This window comes from Pontibacter diazotrophicus, from assembly GCF_003367245.1.
In the GTDB taxonomy this organism is placed as follows: domain Bacteria; phylum Bacteroidota; class Bacteroidia; order Cytophagales; family Hymenobacteraceae; genus Pontibacter; species Pontibacter diazotrophicus.
In genome coordinates this window covers 40,977-61,734 of sequence record NZ_QRGR01000029.1, presented here as the reverse complement: position 1 = coordinate 61,734, position 20,758 = coordinate 40,977, and the positions used below count along the sequence as shown (strand labels likewise).

General features: G+C 48.0%; 12 protein-coding genes. All 12 read left to right on the top strand.

From position 1 onward, the window contains the following. Positions 1 to 118: 118 nt before the first annotated feature. The 12 genes from DXT99_RS21550 (at position 119) to DXT99_RS21495 (ending at position 20,743) form a co-directional block, all read left to right on the top strand. On the top strand, positions 119 to 679 hold the full coding sequence (locus DXT99_RS21550; RefSeq protein ID WP_115567663.1) for a helix-turn-helix domain-containing protein: 561 nt from the start codon (positions 119 to 121) through the stop codon (positions 677 to 679). A gap of 433 nt (positions 680 to 1,112) precedes the next feature. Further along, the gene (locus DXT99_RS21545; RefSeq protein ID WP_115567662.1) at positions 1,113 to 1,664 is read left to right on the top strand and encodes a hypothetical protein; all 552 of its coding nucleotides are present in this window, start codon (positions 1,113 to 1,115) and stop codon (positions 1,662 to 1,664) included. Between the two features lie 330 nt (positions 1,665 to 1,994). Further along, on the top strand, positions 1,995 to 2,561 hold the full coding sequence (locus tag DXT99_RS21540) for a helix-turn-helix domain-containing protein (protein ID WP_115567661.1): 567 nt from the start codon (positions 1,995 to 1,997) through the stop codon (positions 2,559 to 2,561). Positions 2,562 to 2,845: 284 nt separating this feature from the next. After that, positions 2,846 to 4,309, top strand: coding sequence for a circadian clock protein KaiC (gene kaiC, locus DXT99_RS21535; RefSeq protein ID WP_115567660.1), 1,464 nt, complete (start codon positions 2,846 to 2,848; stop codon positions 4,307 to 4,309). A 65-nt stretch (positions 4,310 to 4,374) separates the two neighbouring features. Continuing rightward, the gene (locus tag DXT99_RS21530; RefSeq protein WP_181885213.1) at positions 4,375 to 4,650 is read left to right on the top strand and encodes a circadian clock KaiB family protein; all 276 of its coding nucleotides are present in this window, start codon (positions 4,375 to 4,377) and stop codon (positions 4,648 to 4,650) included. Positions 4,651 to 4,977: 327 nt separating this feature from the next. Beyond that, complete coding sequence (locus DXT99_RS21525) at positions 4,978 to 6,675, top strand: Ig-like domain-containing protein (RefSeq protein WP_115567658.1); 1,698 nt, start codon at positions 4,978 to 4,980, stop codon at positions 6,673 to 6,675. An 11-nt stretch (positions 6,676 to 6,686) separates the two neighbouring features. Further along, positions 6,687 to 8,696: an OmpA family protein gene (locus DXT99_RS21520; RefSeq protein WP_115567657.1), complete on the top strand. Its 2,010-nt coding sequence runs from the start codon at positions 6,687 to 6,689 to the stop codon at positions 8,694 to 8,696. Positions 8,697 to 9,283: 587 nt separating this feature from the next. After that, positions 9,284 to 9,697, top strand: a complete 414-nt coding sequence (locus DXT99_RS21515; RefSeq protein WP_115567656.1) for a response regulator — start codon at positions 9,284 to 9,286, stop codon at positions 9,695 to 9,697. A gap of 707 nt (positions 9,698 to 10,404) precedes the next feature. Then, positions 10,405 to 14,139 carry an Ig-like domain-containing protein gene (locus DXT99_RS21510; protein WP_246000931.1) on the top strand — a complete coding sequence of 1,245 codons (3,735 nt, stop codon included), beginning with the start codon at positions 10,405 to 10,407 and terminating at the stop codon, positions 14,137 to 14,139. Between the two features lie 2 nt (positions 14,140 to 14,141). After that, on the top strand, positions 14,142 to 15,101 hold the full coding sequence (locus DXT99_RS21505) for a PorP/SprF family type IX secretion system membrane protein (protein ID WP_115567655.1): 960 nt from the start codon (positions 14,142 to 14,144) through the stop codon (positions 15,099 to 15,101). Positions 15,102 to 15,621: 520 nt separating this feature from the next. Then, positions 15,622 to 19,764: an ice-binding family protein gene (locus DXT99_RS21500; RefSeq protein WP_115567654.1), complete on the top strand. Its 4,143-nt coding sequence runs from the start codon at positions 15,622 to 15,624 to the stop codon at positions 19,762 to 19,764. A gap of 4 nt (positions 19,765 to 19,768) precedes the next feature. After that, positions 19,769 to 20,743: a PorP/SprF family type IX secretion system membrane protein gene (locus tag DXT99_RS21495; protein WP_115567653.1), complete on the top strand. Its 975-nt coding sequence runs from the start codon at positions 19,769 to 19,771 to the stop codon at positions 20,741 to 20,743. Positions 20,744 to 20,758 lie beyond the last annotated feature (15 nt).

The following is a 20,758-nucleotide window of genomic DNA, read 5'->3' as shown; positions in this document are numbered from 1 at the left end:
TGATGAAAGACTAGTCAGTATATTTACGAACCATACTAATATAATAAACTCCTATTATTTGAGAGCGGGTTGTTTTATAAGGTATTTTAAACGAGAACAGAGGGCATAAAGGATTTTTATGATACTGTACATTAAATACATGGTGAGTTTACGCTGTAAAATGATGGTGAAGGAAGAACTGAGTAAAATCGGCCTGCAGTATGTGGTGGTTGACTTAGGCACCGTGGAGATACTCGAAGACATAACACCGGAACAGCGCTTACTCCTGAAAAACAATCTTCTTCTTTCTGGTCTTGAATTGCTGGATAATAAGAAAAGTATCCTGATAGAGAAGATAAAGAACGTCATCATCGAGATGATCCATTACTCTGATGAACTTCCTAAAGCAAATTACTCAGACTTTATCAGCAAGAAACTAGGCCACGATTATACGTACCTGGCCAACATTTTCTCCGAGGTAAAAGGCATTACCATACAGCAGTTCATCATCTTCCATAAAATTGAAAGGGTAAAAGAGTTGCTGTTATACAAAGAGCTTAACCTTACAGAGATAGCCCACAGACTACATTACAGCAGTGTTGCCCATTTATCGAATCAGTTCAAAAAAGTCACTGGCCTCTCCCCTTCCTTTTATAAACAGTTAAAGCAAAAGCGGATAGCCAATCTGGAAAACATGTGATTTATGTAACATATATTTTTCTATATGTAACAAATCCTCATCCGAATCGCCCCACCTTTGTAATATCAAAACAGGTGTGCCACAGCAGGCACATCTTCCGCCAGTAACGGATACTAAAGCACCACTAATTGATATTAAATCTTACAACACCCGCATTACTAGAAGCAACAACAGCATGCCAGCAAGGCATCCAAAAAGATGTTCAGCGATAATGCAGCTTCTCCTTTCCTGAATTCAACAATTCCAGATCAGGTTCCAGATCACCAACCCCTACCATAATACTCATACAGGCAGTTCATACAGGTCACGCTACATTTCAATTAAAATGAAAAGCAGGTTCTATAGTGCTGCGCTTTAAAAATTAAACCCATTACTTGGCAAGCTTTGCTATAACCTACCCACAAATTATAAAACCACCCTTAACAGAAATTATATGAAAAGATTATTTACCATCGCATTAGCCATCCTGTTTATCAGCTTTTTTCAGCCTGATGCAACTGCCCAGGAAAAACACGGCAGCACCTTGAACTTAGGAGTAGGCATTGGCGGCTACGGCGGCTACTATAAATATGCCAACCGTACCTTACCAGTCATCAGTGTTAACTATGAGTTTGATGTAGCAAAGCGCTTTACGCTTGCACCTTTTATAAGCTTCTCTACTTTCTCGAACGACTACCAGGCTAACAACAACTACTATACTTACCGCGAGTCAGTGATTCCTGTCGGTGTAAAAGGCACTTACTATTTTGATGATTTGCTACAGGCAAACTCCAAATGGGATTTTTACCTGGCCGGGTCATTGGGTTTTGCCATTGTGAACTCACGTTGGGATGATCGTTATGATGGGGACAAAGATTATTACCGCAGAGGCAACCCCTTGTTCCTGGATTTGCACATTGGCACAGAATACCACTTTAACAACAGGGTGGGTGCCTTCCTCGACCTCTCCACAGGTGTCTCAACCATAGGCATCGCCATACATTAATCAACATTAGCAAATCAGATTTAGCCTATCCTGTTGCTGATGTGCCGGATTAAAACTCCGGTTGTTAATCTCAGGATAGGTTTTTTTATTTCAACTAACTGACAGGGCTGCTTTTAAACCGTGGAGGCATCTTTATAAATTTATAATTTACAGGTTAATGAATTAATGTTAGATTACAAACGTCATAAGCTTAAATCACAGAACCTGTTTTACATTTCCTTGTAGAATTCTAATCTCATTGCTTATCACTTCGCACCAGGTTCTGATTATTTTACCAGCAGCAACGCCGCACCATACATCCGGATTTGAGCATGCACTTTACGAACACAAATGAAACTATACATTAAGTACATGGTCAGTAACCGCTGCAAAGCCCTGGTGCAGGAAGAACTCATAAGTCTTGGACTACAATCGGAGTATGTGGTGGTTGACCTGGGCATGGTTGAATTACATAAAGACATTACCGACATTCAGCTTGAACAGCTAAAAGAAAACTTAAGCAAAGCCGGCCTGGAGCTGCTTGATGGCAGCAAAGGCAAGCTGATCGACAAGATAAAGTCACTGATAACAGACATGATACATTCTTCGGAAGAACAGCCGAAGGTGAACTACTCCGTTTACATCAGCGAAAAACTGGGGTATAACTATACATACCTTGCCAACATCTTCTCCGAAGTGAAAGGCATTACCATTCAGCAATTCATCATCATCCATAAGATAGAGAAAGCCAAAGAGCTGCTGTTTTATGATGAACTCTCCCTTACCGAAATTGCCCACCGCCTGCATTACAGTAGTGTTGCCCACTTATCCAGCCAGTTTAAGAAAGTCACAGGCCTTTCTCCAACATTTTATAAGCATATAAAGAATAAACGTGAAGGTGTTCTCGAAAACCTGTAAAATTTGAAACATACCTAAAGAAGTATGTAAAACATTCCCCTGGCGTACCACTCATCTTTGCATCCTGTAGTTTGATATTTCATCCTATCGGGATGCATTTATTTTGTCTGATTTATCAGGACCCGGTTGCTTATCCTAACAAAGGATATAGTGATTGGAAGGCTTGGATGCCATTAATTTGCTACGATTTACATAAAGCTTGTTTCAAACTTCCTGTCATGGTAACTCCTCGACCTGAAAATCCAGCACAATATCTCTACTTCCAAAACAGCTTATGCATACCTATGAACCTTAAAAAACTAGAAACCGGAAATGCGTCCTTCGATCATATTTCTCATGGCGGGCTGCCATTAGGTAGAACTACTCTTGTTGCTGGTTCCTCCGGCAGCGCGAAAACGCTTTTTGGGGCACAATTCCTGGCAATGGGTATCGAGTTGTTCGATCAGGCAGGGGTTTTTGTCACGTTTGAAGAACAGATAGACGATATCCGGAAAAACCTGAAAAGCTTTAACTGGGATATTGATACCTGGGAAAAAGAAGGGAAATGGATATTTGTGGATGCCGCCCCGAAAGAAGAGAATGTCGTAGCTGTTGGCGATTTCGATCTGAGCGCTTTCAGAGTCAGGTTAGAAAGGGCAGTTCAAAGATGTAAAGCGCAAAGGGTGGTCATCGATTCCATTGGCAGCATTTTCACGCAGTTTCATGAGGAGACGCATACTATCCGACGGGAGTTGATACAGGTAGCCCTCACCTTGTCGCGTTTAGGAGCCACGTCTATCATTACAGCCGAGCGCCTGGAGGAATATGGTAAAATCACGCGCTTCGGAGTAGAAGAATTCCTGACAGATAATGTGGTTATACTTCGGAATGTGCTGCACAACGAGAAGCGCCGGAGAACCATCGAGATTCTGAAATTCAGGGGAAGTAATCACGAGAAAGGGGAAAACCCCTTTACTATAAACCCTGAAAAGGCTATTGTTATTATCCCGCTGTCGGCGATGAACCTGAAGCATATCTCTTCTAATGAACGGATTACTTCTGGCATACCTGCTCTGGACGACATGATAAACGGCGGTTTTTACAAAGGCTCTATCAATCTTGTTTCCGGGGCAATCGGGGCTGGTAAAACATTGCTGATAGCCAACTTTGTAAACGGTGCTTGGGAGAAGAAGGAACGGTGTCTGCTGCTGGCTTTTGAAGAAAGCAACGAACAACTAAACCGTAACGCAGCCGGCTGGGGCATCGACTTTAATCAACTGGAAGAAGAAGGGCTCCTGAAAGTGATCTGCGTTTATCCTGAAATCTCTTCCCTGGAAGATCATTTCATCAACATCCAGGAAGTAGTAAAAGACTTTAAACCCGACAGAATAGCGATCGATAGTTTGTCCGCGCTGTCGCGCGCATCTTCTGACAAAGGTTTCCGGGAGTTTATCATTGCCTTTACCTCCTACCTGAAGCACCATGAAATTACCGGTTTGTTTACGTCCAACACGCCCTTGCTGGCAGGCGGCACATCCGATACGGAAGGCAATATCTCTCCCATTACGGACTCTATTATTCTGCTGCGCTATGTAGAGATGAACGGGGAAATGCAACGAAGCATAGCGGTGCTCAAAATGCGCGGCTCCAGGCACGATTCCTCTATCCGGAAATTTTCTATCACAGATGAAGGCGCTAAGATAGGAAAGCACTTCGCAGGCATCAGCGGCATCCTGACGGGCAACCCGATGCTAATTAAACTTGAGTAGCAATTCATAACAGTACACCCACACCGGTACTTACCGGAACTTTTAGCCAAAACAACAAGATGAGCATGCATGTATTTCAGCTCTTTATTAACGGACACAGTCCCAATTCAATTGAGGCAGTGGACACACTTCTTAAAATCTGCGAGGAAAAACTAAACGGGAATTATAAGCTCGAAATAATAGACATACAGAAAGACCCTGACAAGGCAGAGGAAGCAGGCATTATAGCCATTCCTACTCTAATTAGAATGATGCCAACACCCGTTAACCGCATCATAGGAGCCTTAAACGTAAGGAGCCGCGTACTAGCCGGATTAGGAATTTCGAGTATGCATGTCTAAAGTATACCCTTTAGCCATGCATGTTCATTTCTACCACATAACACGGCCTGTTAGTATAAGTAAACATCATACTATACGTCAAGGCACCACATCTTTTCTGTTTACCTCATCTATTTGTTCCGTTGGTCAGCAATCAAATTAATTTATTTTCAAAACATGTGATTTATGTAATATATAGATATTAGTATGTAATACATCACAAGCTGATCACCCCCATCTTTGTCCTATCATAAAGCTGTGCATAATATAAGATGCACACAACCGCCAGTAACGGAACATTAATCATTTACCACATTGAAATTAAAAAGACTATTGACATCCCTTGCCATGGCATCGGTTGTTGTGATTGCCGGATGTAAGGAAGATACATTCATTGAAAGTTTTGGCGTCTGCCCTGTTGTCCTATCCACCAGCCCTGAAGATGGCGCCACGGAAGTATCCCGGGAAAAGACAGTAACGGTTACTTTCAACGAAAAAATCAATCCTGAGACAATCGACCAAACATCCTTCTCGTTGGTGGGCTCAGAGCGTGTTTCAGGCACCATCACCTACAACACTGAAGACAATACACTCTCTTTTGACCCAACCAACCGGCTTGAACCCGCTACTACCTACACAGGTAGGGTAACAACATCAGTGAAAGACCTGATGGGCAATGCCCTGCAACGAGATTATGTCTGGACGTTCAGTACCGGTGCACTTGTATCGCCTGTTGTTGTTTCTACTGACCCGGCGAATACGGTAACGGGCATCATGCTGAATAAAGCAATAGCCGCTTCCTTTAGTGTTCCCATGGATCCGCAAACGCTTAACGCAACCACTTTTAGCCTAAGCCAGGGTGAAACAGCTATTGCAGGAACAGTTACCTATTCCGGCACAACAGCCGTGTTTACGCCTGCCACCAACCTGGAAGCAAATACAGTGTATACCGGAACCATTACAACTGGTGCCAAAAACACTGAAGACACCCCGCTGGTAAGTAACTATGTGTGGACTTTTACCACTAAACCTCATACCATACCAACAGTTACTGCTACTGAACCTGCTAACCAAGCTACAGGCGTGGCACTGAATGAAGTTGTCCGCGCTGCTTTCAGCGAAGAAATGAATTCTGAAACGTTCACAGCAACTTCCTTTACATTAAAAGCAGGAACAACAACAGTGGCTGGCGACATTAGCTACACCGGCACTACGGCAAGTTTCACACCTGCCAATAACCTGGCTGCTAACACTACTTATACAGCTACCATCACTACTGCAGCTAAGAGCACAAATTATGTCGCCTTAGCCGATAACTATGAGTGGACATTTACGACGGTAGCCAATAATACTTCGCAACCAGGTACACCGGCAACACCACAAATGGGAGTTGATTTGAAAACTGCGGGCCGGTTCGGCATCTTTGCAGGTGTAGGCATCAGTAACAATGCAGGGTTTAGTGAAATCAGAAATCTGGATGTAGGTATAACACCGGGTGTTCGCTCCTCCGTAACCGGTTTCCCGCCAGCTATTGTTGTGAACGGCGCCATTTATGCATCCGATGACATTGCACCTCCGGGCACTGCCGCCATGCTGTTAGAGGCGAAGCAGGACCTGCTGGAAGCTTACCTTTTTGCTGAAGGCGCATCTTCTTCGGCACCAGCCACAGTAGCCGGCGACCAGGGTGGCAGAACACTTGCCCCGGGTATCTACAAATCTACCTCCACTTTATTAATACAGGCCGGTGATTTAACACTGGATGCACAAGGCGACCCGAATGCAGTATGGATCTTCCAGATAGCTTCAGACTTTACCACAGTTGGTGGTGCAGGCGGTAACATTATACTTACTGGCGGCGCACAGGCTAAAAACATCTTCTGGCAAACAGGTAGCTCTGCCACCATCGGCGACGGCACCTCCTTTAAAGGAAACGTGCTTGCCCTGACCTCTATCACCATGAACTCAGGTGCCAGAGCAGTAGGCAGAATGCTGGCGCTGAACGGCGCAGTAGTAATGACCAACACCAACATCATCGAGAAGCCTTAATCAACACGAAAATGACCATCAGAAATAACAATACCAGATCGCGCAAAGCGTGGTCTGCCTCTAAGCTTACAATCAAAAGTATAGCGCTAAGTACCTTACTTATCACCGGAGTACAGTCGACAGTACAGGCACAGGATGCTCCGTTCACGAAACCATCGTGGTGGTTTGGCGCAGCAGCTGGTGCAAACTTTAACTTCTACAACGGTTCAACACAGAAGCTGAACGCACAGCTAACGCCGCCGGTAGCATTCCATGAGGGCAACGGCATCGGTCTTTTCGCGGCACCGCTTATAGAGTACCGCCGTCCGGAATCAAGATGGGGGCTTATGCTGCAGACAGGCTACGACAGCCGCAGAGGCACCTTTGATCAGCAAATTACCCCGTGCGATTGCCCTGTAGGCCTAAGCACCAAGCTCAGCTATATCACTGTGGAGCCAAGCCTGCGCTTCGCGCCTTTCAAAGCATCCGGTTTCTACCTGATGGGTGGCCCGAGACTGGCCTTTAATGTGAAGAAGGAGTTTAGGTATGAACTAGGCGTTAACCCTGCCTACCCGGATCAGGAAAAGAACCCTGTTGTGAATGGTGACCTGAGTGATGTAAAAGAGAGACTTCTTTCGATGCAGGTTGGGGCCGGATACGACATTCCGCTTAACTCACAGGATAACCGTAACCAGCTTGTACTTTCTCCTTTCGTGACGTACCAGCCATATTTTGGCCAGTCGCCACGCAGCATCGAGACGATGACGGTAAATACCTTACGGGTAGGTGCCGCCCTTAAATTCGGACGCGGAAAGGTGAACACACCTGCAGTTGTAAACAATGTGCAGTTCTCCGTTAACTCGCCTACCAACATCACGGCAGACCGCAGGGTAAGAGAAACATTCCCGCTTCGTAACTATGTATTCTTTAACCAGGGTTCTACTGCCATTCCAGATCGTTATGTGCTATTAGAGAAAGATCAGGTAAAAGACTTCAAAGAAGACCAACTGGAAGTGTTCACTCCTAAAACACTATCTGGCCGTTCGGAACGCGAAATGACGGTGTACTATAATGTACTCAACATTCTTGGTGACCGTATGGGTAAAAACCCAGCAGCAACTATAACCTTGGTTGGTTCGTCTGAGAATGGCCCGCAGGAAGGCAAAGTAATGGCTGAAACTGTGAAGAGCTACCTAGTGAATACGTTTAATATCGAGGCTTCGCGCATCACTGTTGAAGGACGTAACAAACCTAAACTTCCTTCGGAACAGCCGGGTGGCACAAAAGAACTGGATTTGCTGCGTGAAGGCGACCGTCGTGTGTCTATTGAAAGTAACTCTCCAGCCTTGCTGATGGAGTTCCAGAGTGGCCCTGAAGCTGCCTTGAAACCAGTGGAGATTACGGCCATACAGGAAGCGCCGCTTGATTCCTATGTTACTTTTACGACAGCAGGCTCAACTGAAGCATATACTTCATGGTCTATGGAGCTAACAGATGACAAAGGCACCGTTCAGAACTTTGGTCCCTACATGCAGGAAACTGTGAGCATACCTGGCAAATCCATTTTAGGAAGCCGCCCGAAAGGCACTTACCTGGTCACCATGCTGGGCACGAAAGAAGATGGCACTATTGAGAAGAAAGAGGCAACCGTGAACATGGTGCTCTGGACCCCGGCAAAAGACGAAGAAGGCCAGCGTTACAGTGTGCTCTATGAGTTCAACGATTCCAAGGCTATCAGCACCTATGAGAAATACCTGACCGAGATCGTGACGCCTAAGATACCCAAAGGTGGCAAGGTTATTATCCATGGCCATACAGACATCATCGGGGATGAAACGAACAACAGGAACCTTTCTTTAGCGCGGGCTAATGATGTGAAAAGAATCATCGAAAGCAGCCTGGCTAAAGCAGGCAGAACAGATGTGACCTTTGAAGTGCAGGGATTTGGCGAAGATCAAAACCTGGCACCCTTCAACAACAAGTTTCCTGAAGAGCGCTTTTATAACAGAACAGTTATAATCGATATTGTCCCCGGGAAATAATCAACCATCATATTACAGTTTATTATAAAAGCAAAAGCCGTCTGAATGGACGGCTTTTGCTTTTATTAAAGTTTACCTACTAATCAAGTGGATTTAAACAAACTAAAAATTTTTGAAATATCATCCCTTCTGTTAAGTTTCAAGCCACCAGCAAAATTCAAAAAATGATTTTCAGACGCTTAATGTTAAAATAGCTTACTATACATATACTTAAGCAGAATAATAAAATATACCTTTTCCTGCGGTAGCGCCGCTTCATCTACTTCTACATGCCAATAACCAACGTCGCGGTAGAGTTGTGGTGTGTGCCAATTAAACGTTCAGGATGTAGTTATTTCTTACGCGTTCATTTAATATAATGAACGAACGGAACGGATAATCAACCTAAATATCCTCATCTGTTTATATATAGGGTATGGCGTAAGATAAAGAGACTATTTGGTCACCTTCACTTTATTTTCTGGTCTGTACACACAATATCTTCTATAATTTCTACGTATTAGTATTATACTTTCATTATTTAGAACTTAATTGTAATAATCATAGTATAATGCTCAGGTGAAAACTAATTTAAACAAAAAGGAGCCATGCAAGAGTTAGGGAAAGTGTTGCTTGTGGATGACGATTCGACAAACAATTTCTTAAGCGCGCGCACGCTTCGCCAGGCAGACGCGGCCGCACAGTTGTTTGAGGCCCGGAACGGGAATGAAGCGCTGGAACTGATAAAAAAGGAGGCACTGGATTTCATTCTGCTGGACGTAAACATGCCCGTGATGGACGGATTTCTGTTTCTGGAAGCCTTACAGAAGCTTCAGGGTACCCCTGGATTCAATGCCCCTGTTGTTGTGCTGCTGACGACGTCGGAGAGTTATCTGGACAGCGACAAAGCCCTGCACTGCCCTATAGTGAAGGGTTTCCTGACAAAGCCCTTATCCCAGGACCATGTGAGTTACCTTTTGAGTCTGGCTGCAGACAAAAAGCGAACCTGTACAGCAGCTTAATTAATTTCCTTTGTAGTTTCCCCGCTACAACTGAATACTTCTGTATGAAATATTCTTCCTACCCCATAATAAACTAAATATGGTGGAAGGGCAAAGTCCAATGTTGACTTCAAGCCCAGAATTACTTTGAAAGAAGTGCCATACAGCCCATTCAACATGCTCTTCTACAGAGCTTCAAGTGCAGTTCAAAAGCCTTTCAATTATTATCATTAACTTTAAAGGGCAGTTCAGGAAGAATCTTCTAAACCAGGACTAACTACTTTAGCAGTGCTGCGAAAAGCTTACATCACCTGCTTTGGCAATATTCTAGTGCAGCTGAATTGCATGCAGTGCAAAAGCTGTTTGGAGCGGCGAAAGCAAAACCTTACACCTGAAGGCGAACGCTGTAGTTCTGGCGGCGATGCACGCTTTTTTTATGTAGGATTCTAATGCAATTTGCAAGCATTTAGGACGTTAGATATTTGTTCTGATAAAATATAAGCTGCTGTGTAACCTTTTTTAGCTTTTATCAATAGAGGTATTGGGTGCATTTGCCCTCAACCGTCGGTTCTCTTTCTGTAGGCCGGGCTTCTGATACCCTTACCTTGGCCTGAAATACCTGGTTCATAGCCGGAGTAAGCTATTCAATACGAACTTAAAACATATGAATATAGTAATATGTATTCTAAAACAAACTAAGCCTATAGTTCACCCTTAACTCCGATCTAATGCATTTTCTTATACAAAAGCACTTTTACATCTGCTGGCTGCTGCTGTGCTTTCTGTTTGTAGGGCATTCTTACGCCCAAACCACCGTTACGTGTACCTTGGCAATTGTATCGGATCAATCTTCCAATATTTGTGAGGGAGAGACTATCGAGCTAAGGGCCAGGCCGGGAAATAATTTTACTCCAACAGCCTATCAATGGTTCCGCGACGGGGAGGAGATCGTAGGAGCCACAGGAGCTTCATACGAGACAAATATTGGTGGTATCTATACGTTGCAGGCCAGTAGTGCAAGCTGCCAGGGCACTATTACAGCCGGAGAAATCAGAGTTACAGTTGACCCAACGCCCGCACGACCTACTTTTAATATCTCCCCGACAGGCACTATCTGCTCCGGCACTGAACTTGAATTCAACATCACAAATCCTACGGAAGAAGTTATTTATGTCTGGAGCTTTGGAGATGGCGATACAGAATCTACCAGAGGATCCGCGCCTGTTACACGAACATTTGAGTCTATAGGAATAGGTACTGAATCCGTTAATGTGCAGGTGTACGGTGTAAACCCGCAAGGATGCTCTTCTGATACGCTGTCCCAGTCTATCAGCATAAGGCAGGCCCCTGAGATTTCCTTTACAGAAGAAAATGATTTCCAGGTGTGTTTGCCTGATTCCGTTGAGCCCGGAGACACCTCTATTGTTGCTATCATCACAAACACCACACAAGATCCTTTTCTGGACGATATTTCCCGCTACTATGTAGACTGGGGAAAAGGAGAGGGCGAGGTAGAATACCTGCCCAACCAATTTCCGATCGAAACCCCGGAACCGTACGACACGATAGGTAGTTACCCCATCAGCATACGGGCCGTAAACAGCAACGGCTGTGAAACTGTATTCACGCAGGAATTCAATCTAAGCCAGGAGCCTAAAGCAGACTTCACACTGGATAACAAGGAGCGGGTAGAGGAAGACCAGATACCACCCTGCGTGCCGGTCCGGGTAACCCCAACCGACAGCTCTTCGGGCGGCAACCTGTCCTATACATGGTCGGTGCAGCCGGACCAGGGCTATACCCTGGAGTCAGGCACCCTAACTGACCCTGACCCTGTTTTTATATTCGACGTGTCAGGCGTTTACCAGATTGAACTGATAGTAGAGAACGGCTGCGGCACCGATACCACTTCCCAAAGTATTGTAGTAGGATGGCCACAGGTGCAAATTCCTTCCAGTGTTACCACTTGTGGCCCTACCACCATCGATTACAGCAGCAGTGGCCCTGGCGGCGGAGGCGGCGCTATTCCGGGAGCAGGCGGTGCAGGTGGTGGCGGCCTGATGGTAGACAAGAACCTGGGCGAAGAAGTCACGGTTACGATCACCATTACCGGCCCTACCAGCACAACGCGCACGTTTAATTCAGACACGTTCGACTTTGAGTACGACTTTACCACGCCCGGTACTTATACCGTCTCGGTGGAAGCGGTGAACGAGTGCGGTAGCTCAGATGACATTTACCAGGGGCAGGAGCCTCCAACGCAGGAAGTAGTTGTTTTGCAGCAGCCGGCAAGGCCAACGATACAGGCACCGAGCACTGCCTGTATCGGCGATACGGTAACGTTAACGCCATCAGGCGGAGGACCCATTTTTGTATGGTTTAACTCTGATGCTCCGGCAGCTATTCCTATTGAGGTGGGGCCATCTTTCACAACTCCTCCGCTTACAGCGGATATCACCTACTATGTGGCTGCAGTAGACACGGCGAACGGGATACAGTGTGTTGGCCCAAGAGCACCTGTCGCTATTAATGTGGAGCCAGCCGTCACCAATAACACCATTGCCGTTGACGAAGAAGAAGTTCAGAATGTATGTGTGGGGGAAACACCCGCTGAACTCACTGGCAGCACGCCATCAGGCGGCGATACCAGTGTGCCATACAGCTATACCTGGGAACTGAGCACCACAGGGCCTTCTTCAGGCTTTACAGCGGCGCCTGGTGTAAACAACAATATCAACTATACACCAACTGCGCCGGTAACCACCGATACCTGGTTCAGGCGTCTTGTATTCTCCGGAAACTGTACAGCTGACACCAGTAACGTAGTAGCTGTTATTGCCGTTGACCCAGTGCCAGCCAGTGCCAATACCATCGGTCCTTCGCAGGAAATCTGTGAAGGCGACACTCCGGCACCACTTATCGGGTCGCGTCCTACGGGCGGAGGGGGTGCTCCTTATACTTACATGTGGGAAATCAGTACCGACGGACCTACCGAAGGGTTCGTCAGCGCTCCGGGAGCTAATAACGGAGAGAACTATACCATTCCGGCAGGCGCTTTAAACCAGGAAGAGACGTGGTTCAGGCGTGCCGTTACCTCGGGTGGCTGTACAGCCTATTCCGAGCCAATCAGTATCACCGTTTATCCAGCTCTCGCGAATAACACCATCAGCGAAGATCAGGAGGTGTGCACAGGCACTCCGCCCGAGGTACTGACAGGCTCCGCCCCGACAGGTGGTAACGGCAACTATACTTACCTGTGGGAAAGCAGCACGACCAGCCCAACCAGTGGATTTACACCTGCAGCGGGTACCAACACGGGCCAGAGCTATACACCGGGTAATATTTCCAGAACCACTTATTACAGACGTGTGGTATCAGCGGGAGACTGTACTCCCAACATAAGCGATGTGGTCACGATTGAGGTGAATGAAGGTATCCTGAACAATACCATTACCGCTACGGAGTCTACAGTATGCGCGGAGCAGACTACAGTTGAGTTTAGAGGCAGCACGCCAACAGGCGGCACAGGCACTTATACTTACCTGTGGGAGAGCAGCACCAGCGGTCCGGATGTTGGCTTCAACCCGGCTCCAGGCGACAATGCTGCGATTAACTATACTTCGCCTACAATTAGCCAGACCACCTGGTTCCGGCGCACCGTAAGTTCTGAGGGTTGCACCAGGTCATCAGAGGCAATAGAGATTACTGTTACCCCGCTGCCGGAAAACCCGGTGCTTACGGTGCAGAACGCCACTGCCTGCCCGAACGGTTCTGCCACGCTGGAGGTCGCCAACGCAGACGGCAATACCATTGAGTGGTATACTGCCCCTGAAGGTGGCTCACCTATATTTGTAGGTGAAACGTTTGAAACACCAAACCTGCAGCAGAACACGACCTATTATGTGCAGGCCGTGAACGAGAACAGCTGTACCAGTGCTGCCCGCACGGAGATAACGGTAACCATTGTGCCGCCTGTGGCCGATGCAGGACCGGATGTAACCATCATACAAGGCGGGACAGCAGAGTTACGGGGTAGCGGAGGCGTGTCTTATAGATGGGAGCCGGCCGAAAGCCTGAACAACCCGGATATAGCCCGTCCGATTGCCACGCCAATGGAGACGACCACCTATACCCTTACTATAACAACGGCAGAAGGCTGTACCGCTACCGACGAAGTAACCGTGACGGTTATACCGGCTATCACTGTACCAAACGCCTTTACACCAAACAACGACAATGTAAACGAAGTCTGGGAAATCGAGAACCACGAAGAGTATCCGGACATGCGGGTGGAGGTTTTCAACCGTTGGGGCAATATCATATTCAGCACTTCCGGTGGCTACAACGAGCCGTGGGATGGCTCTTATAACGGCGAGGCCTTGCCAGTGGCTACCTATTACTATATCATTTACCTCAACAGCTCCGAGAAGCCTATTTCCGGAAATGTGACCATTATCCGCTAAACATGAAGAAGCAGCTTCTATTTATACTTGTTTTTATAGCACTGGCCATGCAGGGCATGGCACAGCAGCGCCCGCAGTACAGCCAATACATGCTCAACAATTTCCTGCTGAACCCTGCCATTACAGGCATTGAGGATTATGCAGATATCAGGGTCAGCAACAGAAGGCAGTGGGTTGGCATAGACGGCGCGCCTACCACCTATTACGTCACGGCGCACACGCCACTGAACAAAGGGGCAGCCGGCAACAGGTATCACCGGGCCCTGGCACACCATGGTGTCGGAGTTTCGATGCACACCGATAAAACAGGGCCGCTCCGCAGGACGGGTGTCAATTTCTCCTATGCCTATCATTTGCCGATCACGACGTCTATCAACGTTTCAGCGGGAGCAGCGGCAGGCTTGATTCGGAATTCTGTGAATGCCGGCGAGTTACAGTTTACGAACCCTAACGACCCGTTAATCGGCGGGGGAGATATTAACAACAATGTTTTTGATCTAAACCTCGGCCTTTGGGTATACTCCCGTAACTTTTCTGTAGGCGTATCGGGGGCTCAACTGCTGGAGAACACCGGTAGCTTTCAGCCGGAGGGAAGCCCGAATGCAGCACTGGACCTGCAGCGGCATTACTTTTTAACGGGTAGCTACCGCTTTGAGCCAATGGAGCGTATTGATGTAATTCCATCGGTGATGCTAAAACTGGCGAACCCGAGTCCGCTCTCTGTTGATGCCAACCTGCGCGTGCTGTACGATGAACGCTTCTGGGTGGGAGCTTCTTACCGCCATAATGATGCATTGATTGGCATGATAGGGGTTTATGTAAGCCCTTTGCTTGATGTTTCCTACTCTTATGATGCCACTACTTCCAGCCTGAACAGGGTAAGCGCCGGCACGCACGAGGTAGTTATTGGATTTAAACTACTAAACGACCGCCGTATTATCTGCCCACAGTGGGTGTGGTAAATAAGGCGTAGAAATAAACATAAAAAAGCCGCTACGGCGCCTCAGATAGAGGCGCCGTAGCGGCTTTTTTATGTTTATTTCTATCTGTGGTTAAACAATGTTTGGTATACAAAAGTCTTCCTTCCTGCTTATGCACAGATGTTGTATTACCTGTGTCCTATTCTGTTGGTTTTCAACGATGGTTCTTTTTTTTGTCAGATAAAATAATTTCAAGCAAGTATATTTATTAATCGCTATAATTGCATAATTATTTAATGCCTAGAAAAGTAAAATTTTAGAATCTTATTTGTATTGTACTCTTGTTTTTAGATATTTAGCAGTACCAAAAGATATAACATCCAGTAAAGTGTTTAAACCGCTTTTTCATATTAATATTTCATCTGTGGATTGTTTGTCTTACTCATAATTACAAAATGAAATAAGTTTAAGTAGTTGTTATTATACAATATGCTTAAAAAATAACAGTGCCGGATACCTGGGGAGAGAATATTAATTTGAATAACATTTACGATAGGACTTAATGAGGAACTTTTTAGGAAAAGTCATATTCTTGCTGATTGGCTTTTATGCGTTCTCAACTGCTGCTTTTGCTCAAACTGCTCCTTCGCTTGGTGCCGTCTATGAATTTAATGCACTCGCATCGCAAAAAATAGTGAATGAGGGTGGCACTGTCGTAAATGCAAGTGTAGGTACTTCTGCTGGCCCTATAGAGGGGTTTCCACCGGGAGAAATCAAACGGGAAAGACATGAGCAGAACCTGTATGCAGAACTGGCCTTAGCAGAGGCACTCTTGGCACAAACGTTCCTGGGCAGTCAGCTTCCGACTGCTACCCTGAACGATGGACACCTCGGAGGCAGGACTTTAACTCCAGGCGTATACCGCATTAACGGAGATGCCAGTCTCAACGGAAAGCTGACCTTTAACGGGCAGGGCCAGGAAAATGCCATGTTCATCATCCAGGTTGCAAATAAGCTTCATATTCAAAGGGCAGAATATGAAATGCTGAACGGTGCAGGCAGCATCAATATTTACTGGGTAGTAGAAGAAGAGGTGACAGTGAGAAGAGGTGCCTCAGCCATCGGCAATATCTTCTCCAAGAGTAACATCACCATGAATGAAGGGGCACAGCTGCAGGGGCGCCTGATCGCCACACAAGGAGAAATCAGGCTGACGAACAACGTGCTTCATTTTCCTGCGGATTTAGAAGTGACGCTAAGCAAGACACCTGGCTCTAAAGGTGTGAACACGTATGAATTCGGTGAAACTGTCACCTACACTATCCGAATCAGGAACAACGGCCCTGTAAACGAAAACGGTGTTATGGTGCCGGTACAGTATAGTGGCAACCTCCTGAGCTATACCTCTTCTAAGCCGGGCACTACTTTCAGTGGCAACACCTGGACGGCAGGAAACCTGAACTACAAAGAGGAAGCCACGCTCACTATAACCGTTAGGCTAAACATGGCAGGCTCCGGCTTCCTGATGGCAGATGTGTCTGGCTACGGGATTGATGAAATACGGGGCAACAACAACGCTAACCTCACTTTCTGTGTGCTCCTGTCAGAAACAGGAGAGGTAACAGGGCCAAGCGAGGTGTGCGTGGATGAAAGCTATGTCTACAGTATTGCCTTGGTAGAGGGTGCTACACGCTATACCTGGAGTGTGCCTTCAGGTTGGAGCTACACCTTGCTTAGCCCTACCAGCATTCAGGTAAAAGCAGGCGAAAATACTGGCTTTATAAAGGTTACGGCCAGTAACACCTGCGGAGAAGGCCCGGCCAGGCTCTTTGAAGTAACTCCTATGAGTGGCCCGCCTGCAAAACCCGGTCCCATAGAGGGGCCAGGCAGTTTATGCCGCAACGCAGAAACACTTACCTACAGCATTGCACCGGTAGCAAACGCCAGCAGCTACAACTGGACGGTCCCTGGTGGCTGGACGATTTTAACCGGGCAGGGCACCACAGCAATCACCGTGAACCCCACCGGGAGCGGTGGCCAGGTGCGTGTGCAGCCTGTAAACCCTTGCGGTACCGGTGAGGGGCAGGCGCTGGATGTGCTGATATACGACGAAGCTCCCGCAGCGCCAGCCGCTATACGCGGCACTACGCAAGGTTGTGTGGGCGGTACAGCCGCCTATGAAGTAAGTCCTGTGGCAGGTGCTGAAAACTATAACTGGGAGGTGCCGGAGGGGTGGGACATTCTCTCAGGGCAGGGCACGAACAGGATCAGCGTAAGAGTGGGTAGCAGTGCAGGAAACGTTTCGGTGCAGGTAGAGAACGCCTGCGGTACCAGTCCTGCTACCACTTTACCAGTGGCGCCTGTTACAGCTGCCCCAATCGCTCTGGGGCCTATTACGGGCGCATTACATACCTGTGCCGTGGAAGTGGGGCTTATTTATTCAGTTGATGCAGTTGCCACGGCTCTAAACTACGACTGGAGGTTGCCGGAAGGCTGGGTGATTACAGCAGGACAGGGCACACATCAGATTACGGTAAATGCCAGCAGTAATGGCGGAGAGATTTCAGTAGCGGCTGTGAATGATTGCGGCACCGGTGCCAGAAGCGCTATCACAGTAGGGTCCACACAGGGCGCACCCGCTACTCCAGGTCCAATTACCGGAACATCCCATGCCTGTGTTAGCAGCACAAATAATACCTACAGTATTGCCGCTGTGCGCAGTGCCACTTCTTATGTATGGACAGTGCCTGAGGGGTGGAGCATCACTACAGGCCAGGGCAGCACGAGCATTCAGGTTACGGTGGGCACAGGCCGTGGCAGGGTTACAGTAAAAGCGGTAAGTGCCTGCGGCACCAGCCCTGAAAGCGCCTTGTCTGTAGCCCCTGTCGCTACTGCTCCCATAAATGTTCAGTTATCAGAGGGGAATAACGATGTTTGCGTGGGCGCTACTGTCAGCTTTGAGGTGCTGGATGCTGTAAACATCGGCACGTTTATATGGGAAGTGCCTGCTGGCTGGGCAATAGTATCCGGCCAGGGCACACCGCAGGTAACAGTAAAAGCAGGAAGTACTAATGGTATTATAAGCCTGACTGCCGGCAATGGTTGCGGAGAAGCAAGGGTGGAGAAGAGTGTAACTGTTTCTACACTGCCTCCTGCTGCGCCTGGTGCTATAACCGGGACACAGGCTGTTTGTGGAAGCAGCAATCAAAACTATAGTATAGCTGCTGTGAGCGGCGCCACTTCTTATGCCTGGACGGTGCCTGCTGGTTGGGTTATCCTGAATGGACAAGGCACCACTGCCATCGAGGTAAAAGCCGGCACTGCAGCAGGCGACATTACCGTGACAGCAGTAAACGGGTGCGGGGACAGCAATCAAAATGCTACACTGGCAGTAGCGCCAACAGCAGCCGTGCCGGCAGCCATAGCAGCTATCCATACACCGCAAAGCAGCTTTTGCCAGGGCACAGCAAATCTCACCTACAGTATTACTGCCCTGCCAGACGCATCTTCTTATACTTGGGAGGTGCCAGCGGGCTGGACAATTACCTCAGGGCAGGGCACTACCAGCATCAACGTAACAGCAGGCGCAGAAGGAGGCGAGATAGCAGTAACAGCGGCCAATGCCTGCGGCGCCGGTAGCACAAAAGCAATAGCGGTAGCGCCACAGGTAATGCCGCTTACCCCACAGATAACCGCTGGCTCCCAAAGCCCTTGCGTAGGCGTTGCAACTACTTATAGTGTAGCAGCCTCAGCAGGCATCGATTCTTATGTATGGGAGGTGCCGGCAGGCTGGGCAATAGTGTCGGGCCAGGGTACTGCCACTATCCAGGTGGAGGCAGCCTCCGCTGCAGGTAAAGTGAAGGTAACAGCAAGGAACAGCTGCGGTGGTAGCGGTGCTGCAGTGTTAGAGGTTATACCATCAGAGGGTGTGCCTGCCGCACCAGCAGCTGTTGAAGGTCCCGCAAATGTTTGTATAGGCCGTTCGGTTGTTTACAGGGTAGCTTCAGGGAGTGAGGGAGCTGCTTATGAATGGAGCGTGCCAGCAGGCTGGACCATTACCACAGGCCAGGGAACAGAGGAAATCACAGTCGTAACAGGAGAGGGTGCAGGCGCAGTCGCAGTCGCAGCCGTCAGCGGGTGTGGCAGCAGCCATGAAACTGCGCTGCAGGTGAATGGTGTGCCTATAGCGGCTCCGTCTACTATCTTTGACCGCAGCACTCCTTGCGAAGGACTGGTATATGAAGTGGAGGTAGAAGCCGTTGCCGGTGCCACTACCTATACCTGGGGAGTACCGACGGGCTGGACTATCATGTCAGGCCAGGGCACTCCTAGAATTACCGTTACACCCGGCGAAAGCACAGGGCTTATCTCCGTGACAGCCAGTAACGGAAGCTGCAGCAGTGACCCTATTAGCATAGTGCCCAACAAGGATCTGGCAAAACCAGACGTGTCGTTCCCAAATGTATTCTCACCGAACAACGATGGCAACAACGATACCTGGGTTATCCAGAACCTGCAGAATTACCCGCAAAATGAACTGGTAATTCTGAACCGCTGGGGCAATGAAGTGTATAAGTCCAAATCATACAGAAACAGCTGGGACGGCGACAACCTGAGTGAGGGCACCTACTTTTATGTGGCGCGCCTGAGAATGTGCGATGGCAGCGACAAGACTTTCAAAGGATTTGTGACGATAGTAAGATAAGGAGATGGCAAATCACGTGAAAATACTCAGGATACTAGTGGTATTATTTGCCTTGTCGGCAGCTCCGGCCGCCATGGCGCAGCAGGCGCCGCAGTATACCCAGTACATCTTTAATGAACTGGTGATTAACCCGGCCTATGCCGGCAGCAAGCAAATCCTGAACATCAACACCACCTACCGCAACCAATGGACAGGCTTTGAGGGCGCACCAACTACCCAAACCCTGAGCATAGACGGGCCCACCCATACCAAAAATCTTGGATGGGGCCTGCACCTGCTGAACGATGAGATAGGAGTCCAGCGCCAGACAGCCGTATATGCCAACGCTTCCACCCGTATCGACCTGGACCATTTCTCTACACTGTCGTTGGGTGTGGCGGTAGGCGCCTCGCAATATGTGTTTGACGGCACAAGACTGGACCCGGGTACGGTAAGTGAAATACCGGACGCGGCGATACCACAGGGGCGTGTGTCGCAGATACTGCCGGACCTGAAAGTGGGCCTGTTCTTTAACACCGAGCGGTACTATGCGGGTTTGTCGGCGGCCAGCCTCATTCCTTTTAAGGATAGCGAAACAGAAATCGCCACCCCACGCCGCCACTTCTTCCTGTCTACAGGTTACATGTTTGACTTAAACCAGAACATACGCCTGAAGCCAAGCATTCTGGTGAAAGAGGATTTTAGAAGCCCTACAGGTGTTGATCTGAACACTTTCCTGCTGCTATACAACCGGCTTTGGTTTGGTGCCTCTTACCGCACAGCCCTGCCTATGTTCACAAAGCAGGAGATGAAGCAGCTGGACAAACGAAATGCCCTCGCAGTTATAGCGCAAGTATATGTCACACAAAAATTCCGGGTAGGTTACTCTTATGACATGAGCCTGACCGCATTGAGAAACTACGGTAGTCATGAGGTATCGCTCGGCTACACCTTCCTGCAAAAGAAGTATGGCCGCATCCTGACGCCACGAAACCTATAATATTTAGCGTACCCT

Excerpts from the sequence above, each read along its gene's own strand:
- DXT99_RS21550 (WP_115567663.1), top strand. The coding sequence starts at position 119 with ATGATACTGTACATTAAATACATGGTGAGTTTACGCTGTAAAATGATG.
- DXT99_RS21545 (WP_115567662.1), top strand. The coding sequence starts at position 1,113 with ATGAAAAGATTATTTACCATCGCATTAGCCATCCTGTTTATCAGCTTT.
- DXT99_RS21540 (WP_115567661.1), top strand. The coding sequence starts at position 1,995 with ATGAAACTATACATTAAGTACATGGTCAGTAACCGCTGCAAAGCCCTG.
- kaiC (WP_115567660.1), top strand. The coding sequence starts at position 2,846 with ATGAACCTTAAAAAACTAGAAACCGGAAATGCGTCCTTCGATCATATT.
- DXT99_RS21530 (WP_181885213.1), top strand. The coding sequence starts at position 4,375 with ATGCATGTATTTCAGCTCTTTATTAACGGACACAGTCCCAATTCAATT.
- DXT99_RS21525 (WP_115567658.1), top strand. The coding sequence starts at position 4,978 with ATGGCATCGGTTGTTGTGATTGCCGGATGTAAGGAAGATACATTCATT.
- DXT99_RS21520 (WP_115567657.1), top strand. The coding sequence starts at position 6,687 with ATGACCATCAGAAATAACAATACCAGATCGCGCAAAGCGTGGTCTGCC.
- DXT99_RS21515 (WP_115567656.1), top strand. The coding sequence starts at position 9,284 with ATGCAAGAGTTAGGGAAAGTGTTGCTTGTGGATGACGATTCGACAAAC.
- DXT99_RS21510 (WP_246000931.1), top strand. The coding sequence starts at position 10,405 with ATGCATTTTCTTATACAAAAGCACTTTTACATCTGCTGGCTGCTGCTG.
- DXT99_RS21505 (WP_115567655.1), top strand. The coding sequence starts at position 14,142 with ATGAAGAAGCAGCTTCTATTTATACTTGTTTTTATAGCACTGGCCATG.
- DXT99_RS21500 (WP_115567654.1), top strand. The coding sequence starts at position 15,622 with ATGAGGAACTTTTTAGGAAAAGTCATATTCTTGCTGATTGGCTTTTAT.
- DXT99_RS21495 (WP_115567653.1), top strand. The coding sequence starts at position 19,769 with ATGGCAAATCACGTGAAAATACTCAGGATACTAGTGGTATTATTTGCC.